Consider the following 24,363-nt stretch of genomic DNA (forward strand, 5'->3'; position numbering starts at 1 on the left):
CACTTCCCCTCAGCGCGCATCGTTACCATGCGTGGACGCACATTCCGACGACCACTGACGACGACGAGGGACGGACGAGCGCGTGGCCGAGGCGGCAGACTTCCAGGGGATGACTCCCTCACCTGCCCGCCGGTGGATGCGGCGCACCGGAGCACTGCTCGCCGGGGCGCCTCTGCTGGCCGGGCTGCTTCAGCTGCCCACCGCCGCCCCCACACAGGCTGCGGTGCAGGACTCCGTGCAGGCCGCTTCCGGCTCGGGCACGGTGGCTGTCGCTGTGGATTCGCTCACTCCCTCCGCCCCCAGTGACGGCGACACACTGACCGTGTCCGGCACGGTGACCAACACGGGCAAGCAGGCCGTCACCGACGCGCAGGTGGACCTGCGTCTCGGGGGCGCTCTGAACACCCGCTCGGCCATCGACAGGGTCGCCGGGCGCAGCGACTACCAGCAGGGTGTCGACGGAGCCCCGGTGGGCGGGAAGTACGTCAAGGAGTTCTCCAAGCTCACCCCTGGCGTGTCCCAGCGCTTCAGCATCTCCGTACCGGTCGACAAGCTGGATCTCGGGGAGGACGGCGTCTACGAGTTCGCCGTCTCCCTGTCCGGCGAGACGTCCGCGCGGCCGTGGGACCAGGTGCTCGGCATCCAGCGGACGTTCCTGCCGTGGCAGCCCGACGAGGCCGACCCGAAGACCCGCACGACGGTGATGTGGCCGCTCATCTCCACCGCGCACATGACGGCGCAGACGGGGTCGGACGAGTCGCAGACGCCGGTCTTCCGTGACGACGACCTCGCCAAGGAGATCGCCCCCGGTGGCCGCCTCGAGCAGCTCGTGTCGCTGGGCAAGGACCTCGACGTCACCTGGGTGATCGACCCCGACCTGCTGGCCTCCGTGGACGCGATGACGGAGCGCTACCGCGTCCAGGGCGAGGGTGACGCGACGACGGCGGGCACCCACCAGGCACTCGCCAAGCAGTGGCTGGCCGACCTGCAGGAAGCCGTGCAGGACAAGGAGGTCGTCGCGCTGCCCTTCAGTGACCCCGACCTGGCTTCCCTGGCCCACAACGGCACGAACGTCACCGGCTCGCTGAGCCACCTCAAGGAGGCCACCGAGGCCGCCGTCGTCACGGTCGACTCGATCCTCCACGTGCAACCGAACACCGACTTCGCCTGGCCCGTGAACGGCGCGGTCGACCCGTCCATCGTCAAGGTGGCCACCTCCGCCGGCGCGGACAAGGTGATCGCCCGCAGCGACAGCCTGGAGGAGGAGGGCGGCCTGCCCTACACGCCCTCCGCGGCCCGCCCCATCGGCGGCGGCACGACGGCGGTCGTCACGGACGCACGGATGTCGACGCTGTTCCAGGGCAACCTGACCAGGGCGTCGAGCTCGACGCTCGCCGTGCAGAGGTTCCTGGCGCAGAGCCTGGCTCTCAACCTCCAGACGGACAATCAGCGCAGCATCGTCGTCGCCCCGCAGCGGGTGCCGACCGCGAGCCAGGCCCGCGCGATGGCCGAGGCGGTGACGGCACTCCAGGACGGCACGTGGTCCCAGTCCCAGGACCTCACCGCCGCTGCCACCGCCAAGCCCGACTCCGCCGCCACCACGCAGGTGCCGCCGGTGTCCAAGTACCCCGCCTCGCTGCGCGACCAGGAGCTGCCGCGATCCGCCTTCAGGCAGATCGCGACCACGCAGGACAAGCTCGACAAGTTCAAGGTGATCCTCACCAACCAGGACCGGGTGGTGACCCCCTTCGGGCGGGCCATGAACCGCGAGATGTCCACGTCGTGGCGTGGCCGCCCCGCAGAGGCCGCCGACTATCGCAACAGCGTGGAAGCGTACGTCGACTCCCTGGCCGGCCAGATCACACTGATCGACAAGTCCGAGACCAAGCTGTCCGGGCGCAGCGCCACGATCCCGGTGACGGTGCAGAACAACCTGGTGCAGGGCGTCGATCACCTGGTGCTGCGACTCACCTCCAGCAGCCCGAGGCGGCTCGAGATCGGCGGGGAGCGCTTCTACGAACAGCCCGTCGCGGTGTCCGGCGGGCACAGCCAGACGGTGAAGTTCCCCACGTCGGCTCAGGCCAACGGCCAGGCCACGGTCGTGGCCCAGCTGTACACGGAGGACGGCCAGAAGTACGGCGCACCGGTCACCTTCGACGTGAAGGTCACCGAGTTCACGGCCACCGTGATGCTGGTCATCGGCGGCGGTTTCCTCCTGCTTGTCCTCGCCGGGTTCCGTATGTACACGCAGCGCAAGCGGGCCGCCGCCCGTGCGGCCGAGGAAGACGGGGCCGAGGAGACGAGCGAGGCGGACGGCGATCCGGAGAACCCGGAAGGCCCTGAGAACCGTCTCACACCCGAGGACCTGCTCAAGGAGGAGTCCCGTACGGGCGCCCGGGAAGAGGCCCCGGAGCAGCCGAGTGACCCGACACCGGACACCGCAGCGGAAAGCGCCGACCCGTCCGGCACGGGTGAGAGAGTGGACCGTTGAGCGATGTCGTGGCCGGTGGGCCCGGGACGATGAGGTGGGGTAACCATGAACGCGCCGTACGACGGTGACCGCGGCCAGGCCGCGGGCCCCCCGGGGCACCCCGAGGGCCCGCCGCCCGAGGACGGCCAGGTACCGCCGCAGCATCCCGCGGACATGTACCTCCAGGACGCCTACGACCAGGACCCCTACCGGGCCCAGAACCTCTCGTCCCAGGACCCGGTCGCAGAGGCCCTGTACGACCGTGCCGCGCATCCGCCGCCCCCGCCGGGCACGTACCCGCCGCAGCAGCAGCTGTACGCCCAGCCGCCCCAGTCGCCGTACGCCCCCGACCCTCAGGTGTGGGCGCAGACCCCGGCGCCCGAGCCGGAGGGCCCGACCCAGTACCTGCCGTACGGCGACGACCCCCGTACGACCCAGTACGTCGGCGTCGACGACCTCGTCACGCACTCCACCGAGAACCAACCGGAGCACGACGCCTTCGCGCATCTCTTCCGGGACCAGCAGCAGGGCGGCCACCCGCAGTACCAGCCGCCGACGGTCCCGGGGCCTTCCCCGGCGCCTGCCGGCGGCCCCTACCCGGGACCCGCGGCACCTGCCGCGGCCGAGGCCGCTGCGCCGGCTCCGACGCCCGCTCCTGCCCCTGCGTCGGCCGCCAAGAAGGGCGGGCGGGCCGGCGGCCTGCTGAAGTCGAGCGCCGTGATGGCGGCGGGCACGATGGTGTCCCGGCTCACCGGGTTCGTACGGTCCATGATGATCGTTTCGGCACTGGGCCTCGGCCTGCTCGGCGACTCGTTCCAGGTCGCCTACCAGTTGCCGACGATGATCTACATCCTGACCGTCGGCGGCGGCCTCAACTCCGTCTTCGTGCCGCAGCTCGTGCGGGCGATGAAGGACGACGAGGACGGCGGCGAGGCCTACGCCAACCGGCTGCTGACCCTGGTGATGGTGGCGCTCGCCGCACTCACCGCCCTGGCGATGTTCGGCGCGCCGCTCCTGGTCAGAGCCCTGTCCACCCCGGTCGCCAACGATCCCGCCGCCAACGAGGTGGCCGTCACCTTCACCCGCTACTTCCTGCCCTCGATCTTCTTCATGGGCGTCCACGTGGTGATGGGGCAGATCCTCAACGCCCGCGGCAAGTTCGGCGCGATGATGTGGACGCCGGTTCTGAACAACATCGTCATCATCGTGACGCTGGGGATGTTCCTCTGGGTGTACGGCACCGCGGAGCACTCCGGCATGTCCGTCACGAACATCCCGCCGGAGGGCCAGCGGCTCCTCGGCATCGGTGTCCTGCTCGGCCTGGTCGTCCAGGCCCTGGCGATGATCCCGTACCTGCGCGAGACGGGCTTCCGGCTGCGGCCGCGCTTCGACTGGAAGGGCCACGGTCTCGGCAAGGCGGCGATGCTCGCGAAGTGGACGATCCTGTTCGTCCTGGCCAACCAGGCCGGCGCGCTCGTGGTCACCCAGCTCTCCACCGCCGCCGGTGTCGACTCCGACGTCGACGGAACCGGCTTCGCCGCCTACGCCAACGCCCAGCTGATCTGGGGCCTGCCGCAGGCCATCATCACCGTCTCGCTGATGGCCGCCCTGCTGCCACGGCTCTCGCGCTCCGCCGCCGAGGGCGACCGCGGTGCCGTTCGGGACGACATCTCCCAGGGCCTGCGGACGACCGCCGTCGCCATCGTCCCCATCGCCTTCGGATTCCTCGCCCTGGGCATCCCGATGTGCACGCTGATGTTCGGCTCCTCGGGCACCAGCGAGGCCACCAACATGGGCTTCATGCTGATGGCCTTCGGTCTCGGCCTCATCCCGTACTCCGTGCAGTACGTGGTCCTGCGCGCCTTCTACGCCTACGAGGACACCCGGACCCCCTTCTACAACACGGTGATCGTCGCGGCGGTCAACGCCATCGCCTCGGCCGCCTGCTACTTCGTCATCCCGGCCCGCTGGGCCGTCGTCGGCATGGCCGCCTCCTACGGCCTGGCCTACGCGATCGGCGTCGGCATCGCCTGGAGCCGACTGCGCAAGAAGCTGGGCGGCGACCTCGACGGCACCCGCGTGATGCGGACTTACGCCAGACTCTGCATCGCCTCGGTGCCTGCGGCCGTGCTGAGCGGCGCGGCCTGCTACGGGATCGCCCAGACCCTCGGCCAGGGCGTCGTCGGTTCCTTCGCCGCCCTGCTGGCCGGCGGAGCCGTTCTGCTCGGGATCTTCTTCGTCGCCGCCCGCAGGATGCGCATCGAGGAGCTGAACTCACTGGTCGGCATGGTTCGCGGGCGCCTGGGTCGCTGAACCTTGGGTAGGCGCACAACCATCGTCCGCCATCGTGTGTCGTGCATAGCGGCGGACTGTGGGCACAATTGGTTTCGGCGTCGGACGGCGCGCACTGAGTCGGACGGCGCGCAAGGATTGGGGAGGCAGGAACGACGGTGGCGGAACGGAGCACGGCTGCCGTCGACGTGGCAGACAACAGCGGCGATGAGCCGCTGACCGCTCAGGCGGACCAGTCCACGGCCGACGGGGTGGCCAAGAATCGGGAGCGGGACACGGACATCGACGAGGCACAGGGGAGTGGCGGGACCGAGGGTCCCGAAAAGGCCTCACCGCCCGAACTGCACAGCGGTCACAAACTCGCCAGACGTTACCGCCTCGAGGAGTGCGTCACCCGTCTGGACGGTTTCAGCAGTTGGCGTGCGGTCGACGAGAAACTCCGTCGCGCCGTCGGCGTCCACATCCTGCCCGCGGACCACACTCGGGCCCGTTCCGTACTGGCCGCCGCCCGCGCCTCCGCGCTGCTCGGCGACCCCCGGTTCGTCCAGGTCCTCGACGCCGTCGAGGAGAACGACGTCGTCTATGTCGTTCACGAATGGCTCCCCGACGCCACCGAACTGACCACGCTGCTCGCTTCCTGCCCGCTGGAGGCGTACGACATCTATCAGATGGTCACCCAGGTGTCCGCCGCCATGGCGGCCGCTCACCGTGAGGGTCTGGCGCATCTGCGCCTCAACCCGAACGCCGTGCTGCGGGCATCGACCGGCCAGTGGCGCATCCGCGGCCTCGCTGTGAACGCCGCCCTGCGCGGCATCAACTCCGACACCCCGCAGCGCACCGATACGGAGGCCATCGGCGCCCTGCTGTACGCCGCGCTCACCCAGCGCTGGCCGTACGAGAGCGACGCGTACGGTCTGTCCGGCCTGCCCAAGGACATCGGACTGATCGCCCCCGACCAGGTGCGCGCCGGCGTCCACCGTGGCCTGTCCGAGCTCGCCATGCGCGCGCTGGCCAACGACGGTGCGACCGCGTCCCGCCACGAGTCCGCGTGCACGACGCCGGAGGAACTGGTGAAGGCGATCGGCGAGATGCCCCGCATCCGCCCGCCGGAGCCCGCGTTCACGGCCCCGCCGGACTATCAGCGCACGACGTATCAGCAGGGCACCTACGGCCGCGGGCAGGGTTCGCATCCGGGCGCCACCCAGCCGGTACCGACCCCGCCGCCCCCGCTGCAGAGCCGCACCGGAAAGGCCCTGAAGTGGGCCGTGTCGGCCCTCCTGATCGCGGCCTTGGGCCTTGGCAGCTGGCAGCTCGCTGATGCGCTCATGGACCAGGGCAACAAGCCCGAGGACGGCAGCCAGACGCAGACGACGGACGACAACGACAAGAACGGCGACAACACCAAGCCGGTCCGGCCGATCAAGATCCAGAACGCCCAGGAGTTCGTCGCGAAGGGCGGCGCCCAGGCGCCGGAGGACGTGGCGAAGACATACGACGGCGACAGCTCGTCGTACTGGCGCACCAAGAGCTTCGTCGACGGCCCGGAGATGAACCCCGCCTTCAAGCCCGGTGTCGGCATCGTCTACGACCTCGGATCGTCTCAGTCGGTGTCGGCCGCTTCGATAGGGCTTCTGTATCCCGGCGACCACACGACTGTCTCGCTCTACGCGTCGGACTCCCTGACGCCCTCGTCGCTGGACTCGATGGAGAAGATCGGCACCGTCACGACCAGCGGCACCAGTGCGTCGGTGAAGGTCACCAAGTCGGTGAAGACCCAGTACGTTCTGGTGTGGCTCACCGCCATGCCCCATGCGGACGGTGACCAGTACAGCGGCTCCGGGTTCAAGCAGGCCATCACCGACCTGAAGTTCACCGGCTAGAGCTCACCACGTCCAAGGGGAGGGGGTCCGATGGCAGAGGGCACCGCACACCGCGAGGTGAGCGACCAGGATCTCCTGGCCCTCCATGTGAAGGGCGACCCCGATGCCTTCGGTGAGCTCGTGCGGCGTCATCGCGATCGGCTCTGGGCGGTGGCGCTGCGGACGCTCGGAGACCGCGAGGAGGCCGCTGACGCCGTCCAGGACGCCCTCGTGTCCGCCTACCGGGCCGCCCACACGTTCAGAGGCCAGTCGGCCGTCACGACGTGGCTGCACCGGATCACCGTGAACGCCTGCCTGGACCGCGCTCGCAAGGCAGCCTCACGGAAGACCTCCCCCGTCGACGACACCGAGCGCCTGGAGCAGTTGCTGGAGCCTCACGAGGAGGCATCCGCACCGGCGGAGCGCAACGATCTGCATCGCCAGTTGCTGGAAGCCCTCGGCACGCTGCCGCCCGACCAGCGCGCTGCGCTCGTCCTGGTGGACATGCAGGGATACCCGGTCGCGGAGGCCGCCCGTGTCCTCGATGTTCCGACCGGCACGGTCAAGAGCCGATGTGCGCGTGGCAGAGCCAGACTCCTGCCTCTCCTCACGCATCTACGACCGGAAAGCACGCGTGGCGGCAAGGACTCCGGCGAGAGGCGGAACCGGACGCAGGGGGCATCCGTCCCACCGGCAGCGGGTCCTCATGACACGGCGCAAGCCAAGGATCCACGTGATACCGGGCCGAGTGATTCAGCAGCAGTGAAGGGCGGAGGTGGGCGAGCGTGACATCCACGACGGACGCGGCCGGGCACCCGGACGTCACCGAGCTCTCCGACCTCACCGAGGGCCTACTCCCTCCGGCCAGGACCACCGAGGTACGGAGTCATCTGGACCAGTGCGAACTGTGCGCGGATGTCCACGCCTCGCTTGAGGAGATCCAAGAGCTGCTCGGCACCCTGCCCGGCCCGGCGCGCATGCCCGCCGATGTCGCCGGACGCATCGACGCCGCGCTCGCCGCAGAGGCTCTGCTGAACGCGACGGCGCCCGAGGGCGTCGATGCACCGACGCCTGGTGGAGAGCCCCACACTCCGGTCTCCGGTGCGGACGACAGCACGCATGTTTCACGTGAAACATCGACAGCGTCCGACCGTCCGGCAGGGCACGCCCGCTCCTCGACCACCGGTCCCGGCCGCAAGGGCCGTAGTAAGCCCGGACGCCGCAGGGTGGCCGTCCTCGGCGCCGCCTTCACGGCTGCCGCTCTCGGACTGGGCTCCGTGCTGCTGACCTCACTGATGGGTGGCGGAGGGGCCGGTCCGTCGGCCGATGGCGGGCAGACCGGCGCCGACACCTTCTCCGCAGCGAAGCTGGAGAAGCAGGTCACCGATCTCCTCGCTGCGAGCGAGAGCTCTCCAGGTAGCTCCCGCGGTCCGGACCGCAGCCTGGGCATGGAAGGCGGGCCCGACACCGAGAGCCCCAAGATCCTGCGCGAGATCACGGTGCCTGACTGCGTCAGGAAGGGCATCAACCGCGACGGCGTGGCGCTCGCCGCTGAGGAAGGTGTCTACCAGGGCAAGGACGCTCTCCTCGTCGTGATGCCGGACGCCTCCGACGTCAGCCGGGTCGCCGTTTACGTCATGGACGCGACCTGTGTGAAGCAGCCGTCGTCGACCACGGCCAAGGTTCTCCTGAAGGACTCCTACCCGCGTTCCTGAGACCCCGGCCGCTCGCCCCCGTCAGCCCCGCCAACCCCTAGGCTGTGGCGTCACCGTGTGCCCGGACACAGCGGGAATGCGCGCCCCTTAGGATCCGTTGGGTGGGGTGAGAGTCCTGAAAGGGGCTCCCCCGGCCCTTCGACGCAGTCCAGAGACGAGGAATCAAGCCGTGAGCGATGTCCGTAACGTGATCATCATCGGCTCCGGGCCCGCCGGTTACACGGCGGCGCTCTACACCGCGCGCGCGTCGCTGAAGCCGCTCGTGTTCGAGGGAGCCGTCACTGCAGGCGGTGCGCTCATGAACACGACCGAGGTCGAGAACTTCCCGGGCTTCCAGGACGGCATCATGGGCCCCGAGCTCATGGACAACATGCGCGGCCAGGCAGAGCGCTTCGGCGCCGAGCTCATCCCGGACGACATCGTCAACGTCGACCTCAGCGGCGAGATCAAGACCGTCACCGACACCGCGGGCACCGTCCACCGGGCGAAGGCAGTCATCGTCACCACCGGCTCGCAGCACCGCAAGCTCGGTCTGCCGAACGAGGACGCCCTCTCCGGCCGCGGCGTCTCCTGGTGCGCGACGTGCGACGGCTTCTTCTTCAAGGACCAGGACATCGCCGTGATCGGCGGCGGCGACACCGCGATGGAGGAAGCCACCTTCCTCTCCCGCTTCGCCAAGTCGGTGACGATCGTCCACCGTCGCGACACCCTGCGCGCCTCGAAGGCGATGCAGGACCGCGCCTTCGCCGACCCGAAGATCAAGTTCGTCTGGGACAGCGAGGTGGCCGAGGTCCAGGGCGAGCAGAAGCTGTCCGGCCTGAAGCTGCGCAACCTCAAGACCGGCGAGCTCTCGAACCTGGCGGTCACCGGCCTGTTCATCGCCATCGGCCATGACCCGCGCACCGAGCTGTTCAAGGGCCAGCTGGAGCTGGACGAGGAGGGCTACCTCAAGGTCGAAGCCCCCTCCACCCGGACCAACCTGACCGGTGTCTTCGGCGCCGGTGACGTGGTCGACCACACCTACCGTCAGGCGATCACCGCGGCCGGTACCGGCTGTTCCGCCGCCCTGGACGCCGAGCGCTTCCTCGCCGCCCTCGCGGACGAGGAGCAGGCCGAGCCCGAGAAGACCGCTGTCTGACCCCCACCCACCCCACGCACCACAGTTAAGGAGCCCGCCGTGGCCGGCACCCTGAAGAACGTTACCGACGACTCCTTCGAGCAGGACGTCCTCAAGAGCGACAAGCCCGTACTGGTGGACTTCTGGGCCGCCTGGTGCGGTCCGTGCCGCCAGATCGCGCCCTCCCTCGAGGCGATCGCCGCCGAGCACGGCGACAAGATCGAGATCGTCAAGCTCAACATCGACGAGAACCCGGGTACGGCCGCCAAGTACGGCGTCATGTCCATCCCGACGCTGAACGTCTACCACAACGGCGAGGTCGCCAAGACCATCGTCGGCGCGAAGCCGAAGGCGGCGATCCTCCGCGACCTCGGGGACTTCATCGCCGAGTGATGTTTCACGTGAAACACGAATGGGCCAACCCGAGAGGGTTGGCCCATTCGCTTTAGAGGGGCCCGGACCACCGGTCAGAGAGGCCGCAGCACGGGCTCCTTCTGCACAGCCCCCAGCAGCCGGTCGATCGCCATCTCCACGTCTTCCTTCCAGGACAGCGTCGTGCGCAGTTCCAGCCGCAGGCGCGGAGACGTCGGGTGAGGGCGAACGGTCTTGAAGCCCACGGCCAGGAGATGATCTGCGGGCAGCACACACGCTGGCTCTTTCCAACGCGCGTCGCCGAAGGCCTCGATGGCCTTGAAGCCCCGCCGCAGCAGATCCTTGGCGACCGTCTGGACCATCACCCGGCCCAGTCCCTGTCCCTGGTACCCGGGCATGATGAACGCCGTCATCAGTTGCACGGCATCCGGCGACACCGGACTCGTGGGGAACGCCGTCGAGCGCGGCACGTAAGCCGGGGGCGCATAGAGCACGAAGCCCACTGGCACGTCATCGACGTAGACGACCCGTCCGCAGGAGCCCCAGTCCAGCAGGACGGCGGAGATCCAGGCTTCCTTCTCCAGGGCGGGAGTGCCGGCTCTTACTGCGGCTTCACCGCTGACCGGGTCCAACTCCCAGAAGACACACGCGCGGCAGCGCTTGGGAAGGTCCGGAAGGTTGTCCAGCGTGAGCGGTACGAGCCGTCGCCCCATGAAGGCTGTTCCTCGCTTCCTTCGCCCGCGGCATCGCGAGCGGCTGTCAGGGCGCTCCGTTCCCTGAGCAGGCTGCCGACGAATCCGCCGACCGCGCCCAGCCCAAGACCCGCGCTCACCAATCCGGTGCGGCTCACCATTCGCATGGACCCCGCCCTCCCCTTAGAGGTCTGCCAGGTGGATGCGCCATACCCGAACGCATCGTATCCACGATGCGATTCCATCGATACCGCCAGAAAGCAAAGTGCGGGCCGTGTTCCGGTACACACCGGACACGGCCCGCATGGACAGACTGGGAAGGAAGCCCGGCCGGCCTGGCCTCAGGCCTCGTCCTCCTCCGCGTCGCCCTCCAGAAGGCTCTTCTGAAGAGCGAGCTTCTCGCCCGGAGCGAACGTGCTGAGGATCCGCTCAAGGTCTTCCGGGGAGGCGAACTCGACGGTGATCTTGCCCTTCTTCTGGCCCAGTTCGACCTTCACCCGAGTCTCGAAGCGGTCCGAGAGCCGGGTCGCGAGGTCGGACAGCGCCGGGGAGGGCACGGAGCCGGCCCGCGGCCCCCTGGAGCGCTGAGCCTTCTGCGGGCGGGAGCCCATCAGGGTCACGATCTCTTCGACGGACCGGACCGAGAGCCCTTCGGCGACCACCCGGTAGGCGAGCCGCTCCTGCTCCTCAGGGTCATCCACGGAGAGAAGCGCCCGCGCATGGCCGGCGGAGAGCACACCGGCGGCCACTCGGTTCTGGACCTTGGGCGTGAGCTTCAGCAGACGCAGGGTGTTGGACACCTGCGGGCGAGAACGGCCGATGCGGTCCGCCAGCTGGTCGTGCGTGCAGTTGAAGTCCTTCAGCAGCTGATCGTAGGCAGCCGCCTCTTCGATCGGGTTCAGCTGAGCACGGTGCAGGTTCTCCAGGAGGGCATCCAGGAGAAGCTTCTCGTCGTCCGTCGCCCGCACAATCGCCGGGATCGCCTCGAGGCCGGCCTCACGGCAGGCCCGCCAGCGACGCTCACCCATGATGAGCTCGTACCGTGCGAGGCCGATCTGCCGTACGACGATCGGCTGGAGGAGGCCGACCTCCTGGATGGAGGTGACGAGCTCCTGCAGAGCGTCCTCGTCGAAGACCTCACGAGGCTGCCGCGGGTTCGGCGTGATCTCGTCGAGGGGGATCTCCGCGAAGTGGGCACCCATGGGAGATGCGGGCGTCTCCACGGCACCGTTGAGCGAAGGCTCCTCGGTTTCATGTGAAACAGGCGGCAGCGTGGCCACCTTGGCCGCAGCCACGCCACGGTCACTCATCACCGGGACAGCAGCCGGGGACGTGGCCCCAGAGCCCCCCATCGCAGCCGGGGGCACCGTCTTCTCCGTCGGTGCAGCAGGGATCAGTGCGCCAAGACCACGACCCAACCCTCTCCGTCGCTCGCTCACTGGATCCCCTCCACCATGCTCGGGTTGTTCTGGGCGCCGAAGTGGGCGTTCGTCGGGTCGTAACTGACGCCGACACCCCTCAGCGCAATTTCTCGTGCCGCCTCAAGATAAGACAAGGCACCGCTCGATCCTGGATCGTAGGTCAGCACGGTCTGCCCGTAGCTCGGCGCCTCGGAGATACGGACCGAGCGGGGAATGCTCGTCCGCAGCACCTCGTCGCCGAAGTGGCTGCGCACCTCGTCCGCGACCTGGGACGCGAGCCGCGTCCGGCCGTCGTACATGGTGAGCAGGATCGTCGAGACATGCAGAGCGGGGTTGAGGTGCCCCCGCACCAGGTCGACGTTGCGCAACAGTTGGCCGAGGCCCTCCAGGGCGTAGTACTCGCACTGGATCGGGATCAGGACCTCCTGCCCGGCCACCAGCGCGTTGACCGTCAGCAGGCCGAGCGAGGGTGGGCAGTCGATGAGGATGTAGTCCAGTGGCTGCTCGTAGGCCTGGATCGCCCGCTGCAGTCGGCTCTCGCGTGCCACCAGGGACACCAGCTCGATCTCCGCACCGGCGAGATCGATCGTGGCCGGGGCACAGAAAAGACCCTCGACATCAGGGACCGCCTGGACGACCTCCGACAGAGGCTTGCTCTCGACCAACACGTCATAGATCGAGGGAACTTCTGCGTGATGGTCGATCCCCAGGGCCGTGGACGCATTGCCCTGCGGGTCGAGATCGATGACCAGCACACGGCCACCATGCAGAGCCAGCGATGCGGCAAGATTGACGGTCGTCGTCGTCTTGCCCACGCCCCCCTTCTGGTTGGCGACCACCATGACGCGGGTCTGCTCGGGCCGTGGAAGGCCCTCGCCGGCGCGGCCTAGAGCCTCCACCGCCAGTTGGGCAGCACGACCGATGGGAGTGTCGTCCATCGGGGGCGGTGTTTCACGTGAAACATCGTCCCCCATCGACTCGGTACGGGGACCGGGGACCGGATCGGTCATCGGTCCCGCGATGTTGGCGTCGGACCGCACGGACTCACTCTCCTCGACTTCAGGCTCGCAATGAACAGAGCCTCCCATGTCTTCGGGGTCGTGAACCAGTGAGGCCTGGTGTTCTGTGGAGAAATCCACCTCTGTGGACAACTCCGTGCCCCGCAAGGGGGACGGAGCGTCATCGGAAGCACCTTCTCCGAGAGAACCGAGGGGTTGTCTGTCTCGAGGTTCGGCCGCAGCGCGGCCGCGGCTGATGATGCCGTGAAGCAGTGAGCGACGTTTCACGTGAAACACGATGCACAGCAGCCGAGGCCTAACTGTCGCGACACTCCGGCATGGGTAGGTTTGCCAGCTTGTGTGGAGTACGTCTCGTCGTCAGGACGGATCAGCGTCGTCGGCGAGCGCGTCCCGTCCTGGCTGCCTTCGCTCGCTTGGCAGCGAAGCGCACACCGCCCGGGCTCTCCCCGACCTCCACCCGGACGACCGTCGACATGGGATCCACGACGCCCTCACCGACATGCAGGATCGACGTCTCCACGGCGCCGAGCTTGCTCAGGGCGGTCGCAGCGCTCTTCAGCTCCTCCTCGGCGGTGTCGCCCTTGAGGGCAAGCATCTCGCCGTATGGCCGCAGCAGCGGAATGCCCCAGGTGGCCAGCCGGTCCAGCGGTGCCACCGCACGCGCGGTCACGACATGCACCGGCGGCAGCTTCCCCATGACCTCCTCGGCACGGCCGCGGACGACCGTCACATGGTCGAGTCCCAGCAGCTCCACGACCTCTGTCAGGAAGTTCGTCCGGCGCAGGAGGGGTTCCAGCAGCGTGATCTTCAGGTCCTCCCTGACCAGCGCCAGGGGGATACCGGGCAGGCCCGCGCCCGAGCCGACGTCGCACACCATCACGCCCTCCGGGACGACCTCGGAGAGCACCGCGCAGTTCAGCAGGTGCCGCTCCCACAGGCGGGGCACCTCTCTCGGGCCGATCAACCCGCGCTGCACACCCGCCTCGGCGAGCAGTTCGGCGTAGCGGACCGCATCAGCGTAGCGATCGCCGAACACCTCACGTGCCTGCTCGGGAACAGGGGGAAGCTCCGCTGCCTCCGTCACGGGGGACCGTCCTTCCGTTCGCGCCGACGCAGCGAGCGCCGGCACCAGAACCACCAGAACTATTCAGGCTGACAAAGTTCGGCCCCGCCTGCGCGCAGACGGGGCCGGGGGAACGTAGAGGACCGATCAGGCGGGAAGCACAACGACGAACCGCTGCGGTTCCTCGCCCTCGGACTCGCTGCGCAGGCCCGCCGACTTGACCGCGTCGTGCACGACCTTGCGCTCGAACGGCGACATCGGCTTCAGCTTCACGGGCTCGCCCGTGCTCCTGACCTCGGCGGCTGCCTTGGCACCCAGCTCGGAGAGCTCGGCACGCTTCTTGGCCCGGTAGCCCCCGATGTCCAGCATCAGTCGGCTACGGTCTCCGGTCTCCCGGTGGACGGCCAGGCGCGTGAGCTCCTGCAGTGCCTCCAGCACCTCGCCGTCACGCCCAACCAGCTTCTGCAGGTCTCGGCCGCCCGCGTCGCTGATGATCGAGACAGCGGCGCGGTCGGCCTCGACGTCCATGTCGATGTCGCCGTCGAGATCGGCGATGTCAAGCAGACCCTCGAGGTAGTCCGCCGCGATCTCGCCCTCCTGCTCCAGGCGGGACAGGGTGTCTGCACCCTCGGCAGCGGCGGAGGTGGTGCCTTCCGTCACGGGATGGGCTCCTTCTTACTTCTTGGTCGGGGACTTGGGGCGCTGCGGACCGCCCTTGCGCTGCCCGGACTGGGCCTTGCTGCGGCTGCCACCGCCGGACTTCTGCGCGGTCTTCTTGGCAGCACCGGGCTTCTCGTCCTCGGGCTCGTCGGACTTCTCCAGGGACGTCGTCGGCTCGCCGGCCTGCTTGGGACCGCCGTGCTGACGCTGGGACTTGCTCTGCCGCTTCGGCTGCTGCCGCTTGGCGGCAGCACCGGTGGTCGGCGTACCGTCCTCGGCCACTGTGGCGACAGCGCCCTCGCCCTTCAGCACGTTGCCGTCGGCCTGCGCCGCGAGACCCGCCTTGCTCAGGCCGTTGATGAACTTGCGCTCGTACTCGTTGCGGTCGCGTCCCTTGGCGACGATGGCCTTGACGATGGCGCGCTCACCGCGACCACGGGTCTTGCCGTGGCTCGTGACGTGCTTGGTCAGACGCTCCAGGTACGCGGCCTGCGCCTTGGACCCCGGGGTCGGGTTGTTGCGGATGACGTACATCTGCTGGCCCATGGTCCACACGTTGGTGGTCAGCCAGTAGACGAGGACACCGACCGGGAAGTTGATGCCGAAGACGGCGAACATCACCGGGAAGATGTACATCAGCATCTTCTGCTGCTGCATGAACGGCGTCTTCACCGTGGTGTCGACGTTCTTCGTCATCAGCTGGCGCTGCGTGTAGAACTGCGACGCCGACATCAGGACGATCATGACCGCGGTGACGATGCGGACGGTGACCAGCGACGCATCGAGCGCGGCGACATCGGCGGAGCTGTCGGTGAACTTCGCGGCCAGCGGAGCACCGAAGATGTGTGCCTTCTGCGCGCTCTGCAACAGGCTCTCGTTGATGACACCGACGGTGTCGTTGTTCGCGATGCTGTTGAGCACGTGGTACAGGGCGAAGAAGAACGGCGACTGCGCCAGGATGGGAAGGCACGAGGAGAGCGGGTTGGTACCCGTCTCCTTGTACAGCTTCATCATCTCTTCGGACTGGCGCTGTTTGTCGTTCTTGTAGCGCTCTTGGATCTTCTTCATCTCGGGCTGCAGCGTCTGCATGGCCCGGGTCGCCTTGATCTGCTTCACGAAGAGCGGGATCAGGCAGATACGGATCAGAATCACCAGGGACACGATGGACAGCCCCCAGGCCCACCCGGTGTCAGGGCCGAAGATGGCGCCGTACACCGAGTGGAACTGGACGATGACCCAGGAAACGGGTGTCGTGATGAAGCTGAAGAAGCTGGCAATCGTGTCCACTAATCATGCTCCTTGGGCATGGGGCGAGGTCTCTGCGGCCGGGCTCGAAGGAACCTTCTCCTCGATGGCCGTTTCGGCGGCGGAGGGCCCGCCCTTGCGTGCGCGCCAAGCGTTGCGCAGCAACTCGTGCCACCGCGGGCGCTTGCGTGGCGGGACATGGTCCACACCACCCAGCGACCACGGATTGCACCGCAGAATGCGCCAGGCGGTGAGCGCCGTGCCCTTGATCGCACCGTGCCGGTCTATGGCGGTGTAGCCGTAGTGAGAGCACGAGGGGTAGTACTTGCACACCGGCCCGAGCAGTGGACTGATCGTCCACTGGTACAGCTTGATCAGAGCCAGCAGTGGGTACTTCATCGCGCGCCCCCTCCCAGCAGCCGCAGCAGAGCGGCGTCCAGGTCTTGGGCCAGCTGTGCATGGTCGGCGTCACCCGCACCGGGCAGCGCTCGTACGACTACCAGGCTACCGGGGGGCAGCTGGTCGACTCGGTCGCGCATCAGATGGCGAAGCCTGCGCTTCACCTTGTTCCGCACGACCGCGCCACCCACTGCCTTGCTCACGACGAAACCCGCACGCGTCGGGGGAGCGCTCTCCCCAGGCGCGTGCGGGTCCGTGGCACCGCTACGAAAGTGGACGACGAGAGTCGGGCGTCCAGCCCGGCGTCCTCGCCGTACCGCGGTCGCGAAGTCCTCGCGCCGCCTCAGCCGATGCTCGGTAGGCAGCACGACGTCATGACCTGATCAGAATCAGGCGGACAGGCTGGCGCGACCCTTGCTGCGGCGGTTCGCCAGAATCGCGCGGCCGGCACGGGTGCGCATCCGCAGGCGGAAGCCGTGGGTCTTTGCGCGACGACGGTTGTTCGGCTGGAAGGTGCGCTTGCTCACTCGGGGGCTCCAGAAATCAATCGGTAGTGGCGGGGTGCCGTCCTGGCTGTCACCGTGCGCCCACGAGTAGCTCGCAGTTACGCCCGAGTGCACCGCTTCCCGATCACCTGACGCGATCTGTGCCCATCGGAGGCAGGCGGCAGCAGCCATCGACAACTCGACCTGGTTACGGTACGCGCGGCTACGCCATCCGGTCAAACCAGAGGTCACTAGGAGACACTATCCACAGCCTGGGGACAACAACTTGAACCGCACCCACCGCCCTGACTACCGTGACTGGACTCCGATTCGTTCCCTTGTCTCCTTGATTCGGGCTCCGCCCGGTTTGAATCCCGACCCGTCCCACAATCACACGTTCGTGGGACCCGTGAGAGAGCGTGCCCTGTGGCTGACGTACCTGCCGATCTTGCCGCAGTGTGGCCACGAGTACTCGAGCAACTCCTCGGTGAGGGTCGCGGCCAGGGTGTCGAGGTGAAGGACGAGCACTGGATCCGGCGCTGCCAGCCGCTCGCGCTGGTCGCCGACACCGCCTTGCTCGCCGTGCCGAACGAATTTGCGAAGGGCGTACTGGAGGGCCGCCTGGCCCCCATCGTCAGCGAGACCCTGAGCCGCGAGTGCGGCCGTCCGATCCGCATCGCGATCACCGTCGACGACTCCGCCGGCGAGCCCCCGGCCCCGCCGGCGCCCCCCGCCCAACCCCAGTCGCGCTACGAGGAGCCCGAACTCCCCTCGTACGAGGGCTACGGCCGCCACCGCGCCGATGACCAGCGATCCGGCGACCAGCTGCCCACCGCCCGCCCGGCCTACCCGAGCGAGTACCAGCGCCCCGAACCCGGCCCCGGCAGTTGGCCGCGCCCGAGCCAGGACGATTACGGCTGGCAGCAGCAGCGGCTCGGCTTCCCGGAGCGGGACCCGTACGCGTCGCCGTCGCAGGACTCCTACGGCCAGGACTCGTACCAACAGGACTCCTACGGTCCGCCCGCCCAGGACTACCGCCCGCAGCCGATGGAGCGGTCGTCGTACGACGGGCACCGCCCCGAATACGAACAGCACCGCCCCGACTACGAGCAGCAGCGGCCGGACTACGACCAACCGCGCGCCGACTACGACCGCGACGCCCGGCGTGACCTGGACGCCCGCCGTGGCCTCGACTCCCGCCGCGACCGGCCCGAGCCGCCCTCCGGCTCCGGCCATGTGCACCGCGGCGGCCCCGTCGGCTCGAACCTGCCGACCACCGGCGCCCCCGGCCCGCTGGCCGCGCAGCCCGCGCCGGCGCCCGGGCCCGGTGAGCCGACCGCGCGCCTGAACCCGAAGTACCTCTTCGACACGTTCGTCATCGGCGCCTCCAACCGCTTCGCGCACGCGGCCGCGGTCGCCGTCGCCGAGGCGCCCGCGAAGGCGTACAACCCCCTCTTCATCTACGGGGAGTCGGGGCTCGGCAAGACGCACCTGCTGCACGCGATCGGGCACTACGCGCGGAGCCTGTACGCCGGCACGCGCGTGCGATACGTCAGCTCGGAGGAGTTCACCAACGAGTTCATCAACTCCATCCGCGACGGCAAGGGCGACAGCTTCCGCAAGCGCTACCGCGAGATGGACATCCTGCTCGTCGACGACATCCAGTTCCTCGCGGACAAGGAGTCGACGCAGGAGGAGTTCTTCCACACCTTCAACACCCTCCACAACGCCAACAAGCAGATCGTGCTCTCCAGCGACCGGCCGCCCAAGCAGCTGGTCACCCTGGAGGACCGACTGCGGAACCGTTTCGAGTGGGGCCTGATCACCGACGTCCAGCCGCCCGAGCTGGAGACGCGCATCGCGATCCTGCGCAAGAAGGCGGTCCAGGAGCAGCTCAACGCCCCGCCGGAGGTCCTGGAGTTCATCGCCTCCCGCATCTCGCGCAACATCCGCGAGCTGGAGGGAGCGCTGATCCGGGTGACGGCGTTCGCCTCGCTCAACAAGCAGCCGGTCGACCTGGGACTGACGGAGATCGTCCTCAAGGACCTGATCCCCGGCGGCGACGGCGCGACGCCGGAGATCACGTCGACGGCCATCATGAGCGCCACGGCCGACTACTTCGGTCTCACCGTCGAGGACCTGTGCGGCAGCTCCCGCGGCCGCCAGCTGGTCACGGCCCGGCAGATCGCCATGTACCTGTGCCGTGAGCTGACGGACCTGTCGCTGCCGAAGATCGGCGCGCTGTTCGGCGGCCGCGACCACACCACGGTGATGCACGCCGACCGCAAGATCCGCAATCTGATGGCCGAGCGTCGCGCCATCTACAACCAGGTCACCGAGCTCACGAACCGCATCAAGAACGGCTGACCGACCCAGCGATACGCACGCAAGGGCGCCCCCGGTGGAAGACACCGGGGGCGCCCTTCGTCATGTCGCGGTTGTCGGCTGTTCGAATACTTGCCGCGTTACGGCCACTCTCCACAGATTCGGCGACTTTCTGCCGTCCACATCCTGGGGACTGGGAAGTTGTCCAGACTGTGTCCACAGAGGCCTCTGTTGAAAGACCATCAGGCCAGGTCAACTGCCTGTGGATTCGTGGACGAACGATCTCCACAGACTGTGGACAGCGAGACGATCCACAGGCTGTGCATCAAGTTGTCCACCGGCAACCCACAGGCTGGAGCCAGTTGTCCCCAGTGATCCCCAGCTTCTCCACATCACTGTCCACTGTTCGGCAACGCGACGCGCCTTCTCACCGGCTCGAGTGAAAGGCGTCACACGAAGTTGCCGGGTTGGCCTGTGGGAAAGGTGGGTAAAGCTGGGGACGGCGCTGGGGAGAAGTCGCCTCAGGCTGTGCATGGGGTGTGCAGAACTTTCCGTTCTCCACAGAAACACCCAGTTGTCCACTGGCGTCGCCCACAGGACCCGTGGACAAAATCTTGGCTCTGAGCTGGGCAAACGCGGTTATCCACGGTTTCCACAGGCCCTACTACTACTCCCAACTAGAGAGAGCTGGGAATCCGTTTCGAAGAGGGCCCTGTGCACAACTCGCTGTCCGGCTCCCGGCTGCCCCTCGTCACGACTTGACCCCGAGAGGCACCTACTGTCAGTGGGGTGCGTCAGACTGTTCCCGGTGTCCTTCCCCTCACTGGGGCCGACGACACCGAGACAGACGACGAAGCCAGGCAGGCCGAGAAGCGCCGGCAACAGCAGGAGGCGGCAACAGTGAAGATCCGGGTGGAACGCGACGTACTCGCGGAGGCAGTGGCCTGGGCGGCACGCAGCCTCCCGGCCCGTCCGCCGGCGCCTGTCCTCGCCGGCCTCCTCCTCAAGGCCGAGGACGGCCAGCTGAGCCTGTCCAGCTTCGACTACGAGGTCTCCGCGCGGGTGAGCGTCGAGGCCGAGGTCGAGGAGGAGGGCACGGTCCTGGTCTCCGGCCGCCTGCTGGCCGACATCTGCCGCGCTCTGCCCAACCGACCCGTGGAGATTTCCACAGACGGTGTACGGGCGACCGTGGTCTGCGGCTCCTCGCGGTTCACACTCCACACCCTGCCTGTGGAGGAGTACCCGGCGCTGCCGCAGATGCCGACGGCGACCGGCACCGTCCCCGGTGAGGTCTTCGCCTCCGCCGCCGCCCAGGTGGCCATCGCCGCCGGCCGCGACGACACGCTGCCCGTCCTCACCGGTGTGCGCATCGAGATCGAGGGCGACACCGTCACGCTGGCCTCCACCGACCGCTACCGCTTCGCCGTCCGCGAGTTCCTGTGGAAGCCGGAGAACCCGGAGGCGTCCGCGGTCGCCCTCGTGCCCGCGAAGACGCTCCTGGACACCGCCAAGGCGCTCACGAGCGGCGACAGTGTCACCCTGGCGCTGTCCGGCTCGGGTGCCGGCGAGGGCCTGATCGGTTTCGAGGGCGCCGGCCGTCGGACGACGACCCGTCTCCTGGAGGGAGACCTCCCCAAGTACCGCTCGCTGTTCCCCACGGAGTTCAACAGCATCGCCGTGATCGAGACCGCCCCCTTCGTGGAGGCCGTCAAGCGCGTGGCCCTGGTCGCCGAGCGCAACACCCCGGTGCGGCTCAGCTTCGAGCAGGGCGTGCTCATCCTGGAGGCCGGCTCCAGCGACGACGCACAGGCTGTGGAAAGGGTCGACGCCCAGCTGGAGGGCGACGACGTGTCGATCGCCTTCAACCCGACCTTCCTGCTGGACGGCCTGAGCGCCATTGACTCCCCGGTCGCCCAGCTGTCGTTCACGACGTCCACCAAGCCCGCGCTGCTCAGCGGCAAGCCGGCGCTGGACGCCGAGGCGGACGAGGCCTACAAGTACCTGATCATGCCGGTGCGGCTGAGCGGCTGAGCGGCTGCCGAGGTCGGCGCCGCGGTTGTCCACAGCGTCCCCAGTACCGGTGGATCACCGGCCTGGGGACGAGCTGTCGGGCGAACCCGCAGGTGAGGGCGTACGTATGAGCGCCTATGCCCACGGATGTGCGCGTGCGTCCGGGTTTAGGCTCGTACGCGGGTACGAAGGTGCCCCACACGCCACAGCAACCTAAGGAACAACTGATGGAGCTCGGTCTCGTCGGCCTCGGCAAGATGGGCGGCAACATGCGCGAGCGGATCCGCCGCGCAGGCCACACCGTCGTCGGATACGACCGCAACCCGGACCTCGCGGATGCCCACAGCCTGGAAGAGCTTGTGGGCAAGCTCCCCGGGCCGCGCGTGATCTGGGTGATGGTCCCGGCAGGCGCCCCGACCCAGTCGACGATCGACGAGCTCGCCGAGCTGCTGGAGCCCGGTGACGTCGTGGTGGACGGCGGGAACTCCCGCTGGACGGACGACGAGCGGCACGCCGAGGAGCTGGCGGCCAAGGGCATCGGGTTCGTCGACTGCGGCGTCTCCGGCGGCGTCTGGGGCCTGCAGAACGGCTACGCGCTGATGTACGGCGGCGACGCGGAGAACGTCGCCAAGGTGCAGCCCATATTCGACGCCCTCAAGCCGGAGGGCGACCGCGGCGCTGTACACGCCGGCAAGGTCGGCGCGGGGCACTTCGCGAAGATGGTCCACAACGGGATCGAGTACGCGATGATGCAGGCTTACGCCGAGGGCTGGGAGCTGCTGGAGAAGGTCGACTCCGTGACCGACGTCCGGGAGATCTTCCGCTCCTGGCAGGAGGGCACGGTGATCCGTTCCTGGCTGCTGGACCTCGCGGTGAACGCCCTCGACGAGGACGAGCACCTGGACAAGCTCAGGGGTTATGCACAGGACTCCGGCGAGGGACGCTGGACTGTGGAAGCAGCCATCGACCACGCGGTGCCGCTGCCGGCGATCACCGCGTCGCTGTTCGCGCGGTTCGCGTCCCGCCAGGACGACTCCCCGCAGATGAAGATGATCGCGGCGCTGCGGAACCAGTTCGGCGGCCACGCGGTCGAGAAGAAGTGACCGGTGGAGCACAAGTGACCGCCGGGGCGGAAGTGCCCGTCGGAGACCGGAGAAAGTAATCCACACCCTGGGGATGGCACCCTGGCACCCTCAGGAGTGACCCGGTTGTCCACAACTGGGGACAGTCGAACCACATGTTGGGGGAGGTCGGCGAACGACCATGCACGTCACGCATCTGTCGCTGGCCGACTTCCGCTCGTACGCCCGGGTCGAAGTCCCGCTCGACCCGGGCGTCACCGCCTTCGTCGGACCCAACGGCCAGGGCAAGACCAACCTCGTCGAGGCCGTCGGCTATCTCGCCACCCTCGGCAGTCATCGGGTCTCCTCCGATGCACCCCTCGTCCGCATGGGAGCCGACCGGGCGGTCATCCGGGCGCAGGTGCGGCAGGGCGAGCGGCAGCAGCTGGTCGAGCTGGAGCTGAACCCCGGCAAGGCCAACCGGGCCCGCATCAACAGGTCCTCGCAGGTCAGACCCCGTGACGTGCTCGGCATCGTACGGACCGTCCTGTTCGCCCCGGAGGACCTCGCCCTGGTCAAGGGCGATCCCGGCGAGCGGCGCCGCTTCCTCGACGAGCTGATCACCGCCCGTTCCCCGCGCATGGCCGGCGTCCGCTCCGACTACGAGCGGGTCCTCAAGCAGCGCAACACGCTCCTGAAGTCGGCCGCGCTGGCCCGTCGGCACGGCGGCCGTTCCATGGACCTGTCCACCCTCGACGTCTGGGACCAGCATCTCGCCCGCACGGGCGCCGAGTTGCTCGCCCAGCGCCTGGACCTGATCGCGACGATCCAGCCGCTGGCCGACAAGGCGTACGAGCAACTGGCCCCCGGCGGGGGCCCCATCGCGCTGGACTACAAGCCGTCGGCTCCCGGCGAGGCGCATACCCGCGACGACCTCTACGAGCAGCTGATGGCGGCGCTCGAAGAGGCACGCAAGCAGGAGATCGAGCGCGGCGTCACCCTCGTAGGCCCTCATCGGGACGATTTGCTTCTCAAACTCGGTCAGCTGCCCGCCAAGGGATACGCCTCGCACGGCGAGTCCTGGTCGTATGCGCTGGCGCTGCGCCTGGCCTCGTACGACCTGCTGCGGGCCGAGGGCAACGAACCGGTGCTGGTCCTGGACGACGTCTTCGCGGAGCTGGACACTCGGCGCCGTGAGCGCCTGGCCGAGCTGGTCGCGCCCGGCGAGCAGGTCCTGGTGACCGCCGCGGTCGACGACGACGTACCGCACGTCCTGACGGGGACGCGATACACGGTGTCCGAGGGGACGGTGGAGCGCGTATGAGCGAGAACCAGTCCGCCAACGACAACGAGGGCTCTCCCCGGAAGACCCCCGAACCCTCGGGTATCGACCTCGCGCGCGTGGCGCTCAGGGCGGCCAAGGAGCAGGCACGCGCACGCGGCGACGCGGCGCAGCAGAAGAAGCAAGCTCGGCGCGGCGGCCTGCGCTCCGGCGCGCGGGCGGACGGCCGCGACCCCATGGCGCTCGGCTCCGCCATTAACCGCTTGATCACCGAGCGGGGCTGGGAGGCCCCGGCCGCGGTGGGCGGTGTGATGGGCCGCTGGCCGCAGATCGTCGGCGAGGACGTCGCCAAGCACTGCGTGCCGGAGAAGTACGACGAGGACGAGCGGACCCTGATCGTGCGCTGCGACTCGACGGCCTGGGCGACGAACCTGCGGCTGCTCGCGCCGACGCTGGTCGCCCGTCTCAACGAGGACCTCGGGCATGGCGCGGTGCGGCAGATCAAGGTGCAGGGTCCCAACGGCCCGGCCCGCCGCTACGGCCCGCTGCGCGCTCCTGGCAGCACGGGGCCCGGCGACACCTACGGGTGATCGGACCGGCGCGGCCAGGCGTGAACGGGCTTCCGAACGGCCGTCACAGCAGTCTCCACAGCCCCGTCGGCCACAGGTGACCGACATCACATCAACAGTCATCAACGGTCGCTGACCACCGCCGCCGACCTCCTCCTCGTGCAACCGCACGCGGTTGCGAATCGCGACCTGACTCCTAAGTAGCAAAGGGTTGACGGCCGGAAGCGCTGAGTGGCTCTGTGAGCCGCTCGGAGCCCCCATCCGTATATCGGGAGTCGGGAGAGCCGGGTTCAGGGCGGCACATGCG

21 protein-coding genes are annotated in these 24,363 nt (G+C 68.5%); 12 read left to right on the forward strand and 9 right to left on the reverse strand.

Annotated elements, in window-relative coordinates; all coding sequences use genetic code 11:
- Positions 1–82: 82 nt before the first annotated feature.
- The 7 genes from ACWGDB_RS05770 (at position 83) to trxA (ending at position 9,846) form a co-directional block, all read left to right on the forward strand.
- Positions 83–2,491, forward strand: coding sequence for a DUF6049 family protein (locus tag ACWGDB_RS05770; protein ID WP_453821246.1), 2,409 nt, complete (start codon positions 83–85; stop codon positions 2,489–2,491).
- A gap of 45 nt (positions 2,492–2,536) precedes the next feature.
- A complete protein-coding gene (murJ, locus tag ACWGDB_RS05775; RefSeq protein WP_453821247.1) occupies positions 2,537–4,783 on the forward strand; it encodes a murein biosynthesis integral membrane protein MurJ in 2,247 nt (748 codons plus the stop codon).
- Between the two features lie 137 nt (positions 4,784–4,920).
- Complete coding sequence (locus ACWGDB_RS05780) at positions 4,921–6,642, forward strand: protein kinase family protein (protein WP_453821248.1); 1,722 nt, start codon at positions 4,921–4,923, stop codon at positions 6,640–6,642.
- 30 nt (positions 6,643–6,672) lie between these two features.
- Positions 6,673–7,410, forward strand: coding sequence for an RNA polymerase sigma factor SigM (sigM, locus tag ACWGDB_RS05785; RefSeq protein WP_453821249.1), 738 nt, complete (start codon positions 6,673–6,675; stop codon positions 7,408–7,410).
- On the forward strand, positions 7,407–8,336 hold the full coding sequence (locus ACWGDB_RS05790) for an anti-sigma factor family protein (RefSeq protein WP_453821250.1): 930 nt from the start codon (positions 7,407–7,409) through the stop codon (positions 8,334–8,336). The genes sigM and ACWGDB_RS05790 overlap by 4 nt, the downstream gene beginning before the upstream one ends.
- A gap of 169 nt (positions 8,337–8,505) precedes the next feature.
- Complete coding sequence (gene trxB / locus ACWGDB_RS05795) at positions 8,506–9,474, forward strand: thioredoxin-disulfide reductase (protein WP_453821251.1); 969 nt, start codon at positions 8,506–8,508, stop codon at positions 9,472–9,474.
- Between the two features lie 39 nt (positions 9,475–9,513).
- On the forward strand, positions 9,514–9,846 hold the full coding sequence (trxA, locus tag ACWGDB_RS05800) for a thioredoxin (RefSeq protein ID WP_453821252.1): 333 nt from the start codon (positions 9,514–9,516) through the stop codon (positions 9,844–9,846).
- A 74-nt stretch (positions 9,847–9,920) separates the two neighbouring features.
- Here trxA and ACWGDB_RS05805 read toward each other — a convergent pair whose 3' ends face one another.
- The 9 genes from ACWGDB_RS05805 to rpmH all read right to left on the reverse strand — a co-directional run bounded on the left by ACWGDB_RS05805 (position 9,921) and on the right by rpmH (position 16,851).
- The gene (locus ACWGDB_RS05805) at positions 9,921–10,538 is read right to left on the reverse strand and encodes a GNAT family N-acetyltransferase (RefSeq protein ID WP_406200225.1); all 618 of its coding nucleotides are present in this window, start codon (positions 10,536–10,538) and stop codon (positions 9,921–9,923) included.
- 320 nt (positions 10,539–10,858) lie between these two features.
- Positions 10,859–11,956, reverse strand: coding sequence for a ParB/RepB/Spo0J family partition protein (locus ACWGDB_RS05810; protein ID WP_453821253.1), 1,098 nt, complete (start codon positions 11,954–11,956; stop codon positions 10,859–10,861).
- Positions 11,953–13,026 carry a ParA family protein gene (locus ACWGDB_RS05815; RefSeq protein ID WP_453821358.1) on the reverse strand — a complete coding sequence of 358 codons (1,074 nt, stop codon included), beginning with the start codon at positions 13,024–13,026 and terminating at the stop codon, positions 11,953–11,955. Before ACWGDB_RS05815 ends, ACWGDB_RS05810 begins: the two co-directional genes overlap by 4 nt.
- Before the next feature lie 298 nt (positions 13,027–13,324).
- Positions 13,325–14,041: a 16S rRNA (guanine(527)-N(7))-methyltransferase RsmG gene (gene rsmG / locus ACWGDB_RS05820; protein WP_427843623.1), complete on the reverse strand. Its 717-nt coding sequence runs from the start codon at positions 14,039–14,041 to the stop codon at positions 13,325–13,327.
- Positions 14,042–14,167: 126 nt separating this feature from the next.
- Positions 14,168–14,680, reverse strand: a complete 513-nt coding sequence (locus ACWGDB_RS05825) for a Jag family protein (RefSeq protein WP_369272170.1) — start codon at positions 14,678–14,680, stop codon at positions 14,168–14,170.
- A gap of 15 nt (positions 14,681–14,695) precedes the next feature.
- Complete coding sequence (gene yidC, locus ACWGDB_RS05830; protein ID WP_453821254.1) at positions 14,696–15,967, reverse strand: membrane protein insertase YidC; 1,272 nt, start codon at positions 15,965–15,967, stop codon at positions 14,696–14,698.
- 3 nt (positions 15,968–15,970) lie between these two features.
- A complete protein-coding gene (yidD, locus tag ACWGDB_RS05835; RefSeq protein ID WP_453821255.1) occupies positions 15,971–16,324 on the reverse strand; it encodes a membrane protein insertion efficiency factor YidD in 354 nt (117 codons plus the stop codon).
- Positions 16,321–16,692 carry a ribonuclease P protein component gene (rnpA, locus tag ACWGDB_RS05840; protein WP_453821256.1) on the reverse strand — a complete coding sequence of 124 codons (372 nt, stop codon included), beginning with the start codon at positions 16,690–16,692 and terminating at the stop codon, positions 16,321–16,323. The genes yidD and rnpA overlap by 4 nt, the downstream gene beginning before the upstream one ends.
- Before the next feature lie 21 nt (positions 16,693–16,713).
- Complete coding sequence (gene rpmH, locus ACWGDB_RS05845; RefSeq protein WP_005482975.1) at positions 16,714–16,851, reverse strand: 50S ribosomal protein L34; 138 nt, start codon at positions 16,849–16,851, stop codon at positions 16,714–16,716.
- 384 nt (positions 16,852–17,235) lie between these two features.
- Between rpmH and dnaA the strand changes: the two genes are divergently transcribed.
- The 5 genes from dnaA to ACWGDB_RS05870 all read left to right on the forward strand — a co-directional run bounded on the left by dnaA (position 17,236) and on the right by ACWGDB_RS05870 (position 24,077).
- On the forward strand, positions 17,236–19,176 hold the full coding sequence (gene dnaA, locus ACWGDB_RS05850; protein ID WP_453821257.1) for a chromosomal replication initiator protein DnaA: 1,941 nt from the start codon (positions 17,236–17,238) through the stop codon (positions 19,174–19,176).
- A gap of 858 nt (positions 19,177–20,034) precedes the next feature.
- Positions 20,035–21,165 (forward strand): DNA polymerase III subunit beta, encoded by a 1,131-nt coding sequence (gene dnaN / locus ACWGDB_RS05855; RefSeq protein ID WP_266824758.1) that lies wholly within the window; start codon positions 20,035–20,037, stop codon positions 21,163–21,165.
- A gap of 206 nt (positions 21,166–21,371) precedes the next feature.
- Positions 21,372–22,247: a phosphogluconate dehydrogenase (NAD(+)-dependent, decarboxylating) gene (gnd, locus tag ACWGDB_RS05860; RefSeq protein WP_362385980.1), complete on the forward strand. Its 876-nt coding sequence runs from the start codon at positions 21,372–21,374 to the stop codon at positions 22,245–22,247.
- Positions 22,248–22,407: 160 nt separating this feature from the next.
- The gene (recF, locus tag ACWGDB_RS05865) at positions 22,408–23,529 is read left to right on the forward strand and encodes a DNA replication/repair protein RecF (protein ID WP_453821258.1); all 1,122 of its coding nucleotides are present in this window, start codon (positions 22,408–22,410) and stop codon (positions 23,527–23,529) included.
- Complete coding sequence (locus tag ACWGDB_RS05870) at positions 23,526–24,077, forward strand: DUF721 domain-containing protein (RefSeq protein ID WP_453821259.1); 552 nt, start codon at positions 23,526–23,528, stop codon at positions 24,075–24,077. Before recF ends, ACWGDB_RS05870 begins: the two co-directional genes overlap by 4 nt.
- Positions 24,078–24,363 lie beyond the last annotated feature (286 nt).

Source organism: Streptomyces sp. NPDC055013, from assembly GCF_053608645.1.

What these genes read in the sequence shown, in the direction of transcription:
- murJ (WP_453821247.1), top strand. Translation starts at nt 2,537, where the DNA reads ATGAACGCGCCGTACGACGGTGACCGCGGCCAGGCCGCGGGCCCCCCG.
- sigM (WP_453821249.1), top strand. Translation starts at nt 6,673, where the DNA reads ATGGCAGAGGGCACCGCACACCGCGAGGTGAGCGACCAGGATCTCCTG.
- ACWGDB_RS05805 (WP_406200225.1), bottom strand. Translation starts at nt 10,538, where the DNA reads ATGGGGCGACGGCTCGTACCGCTCACGCTGGACAACCTTCCGGACCTT.
- ACWGDB_RS05815 (WP_453821358.1), bottom strand. Translation starts at nt 13,026, where the DNA reads ATGGGAGGCTCTGTTCATTGCGAGCCTGAAGTCGAGGAGAGTGAGTCC.
- yidD (WP_453821255.1), bottom strand. Translation starts at nt 16,324, where the DNA reads ATGAAGTACCCACTGCTGGCTCTGATCAAGCTGTACCAGTGGACGATC.
- gnd (WP_362385980.1), top strand. Translation starts at nt 21,372, where the DNA reads ATGGAGCTCGGTCTCGTCGGCCTCGGCAAGATGGGCGGCAACATGCGC.
- recF (WP_453821258.1), top strand. Translation starts at nt 22,408, where the DNA reads ATGCACGTCACGCATCTGTCGCTGGCCGACTTCCGCTCGTACGCCCGG.
- ACWGDB_RS05870 (WP_453821259.1), top strand. Translation starts at nt 23,526, where the DNA reads ATGAGCGAGAACCAGTCCGCCAACGACAACGAGGGCTCTCCCCGGAAG.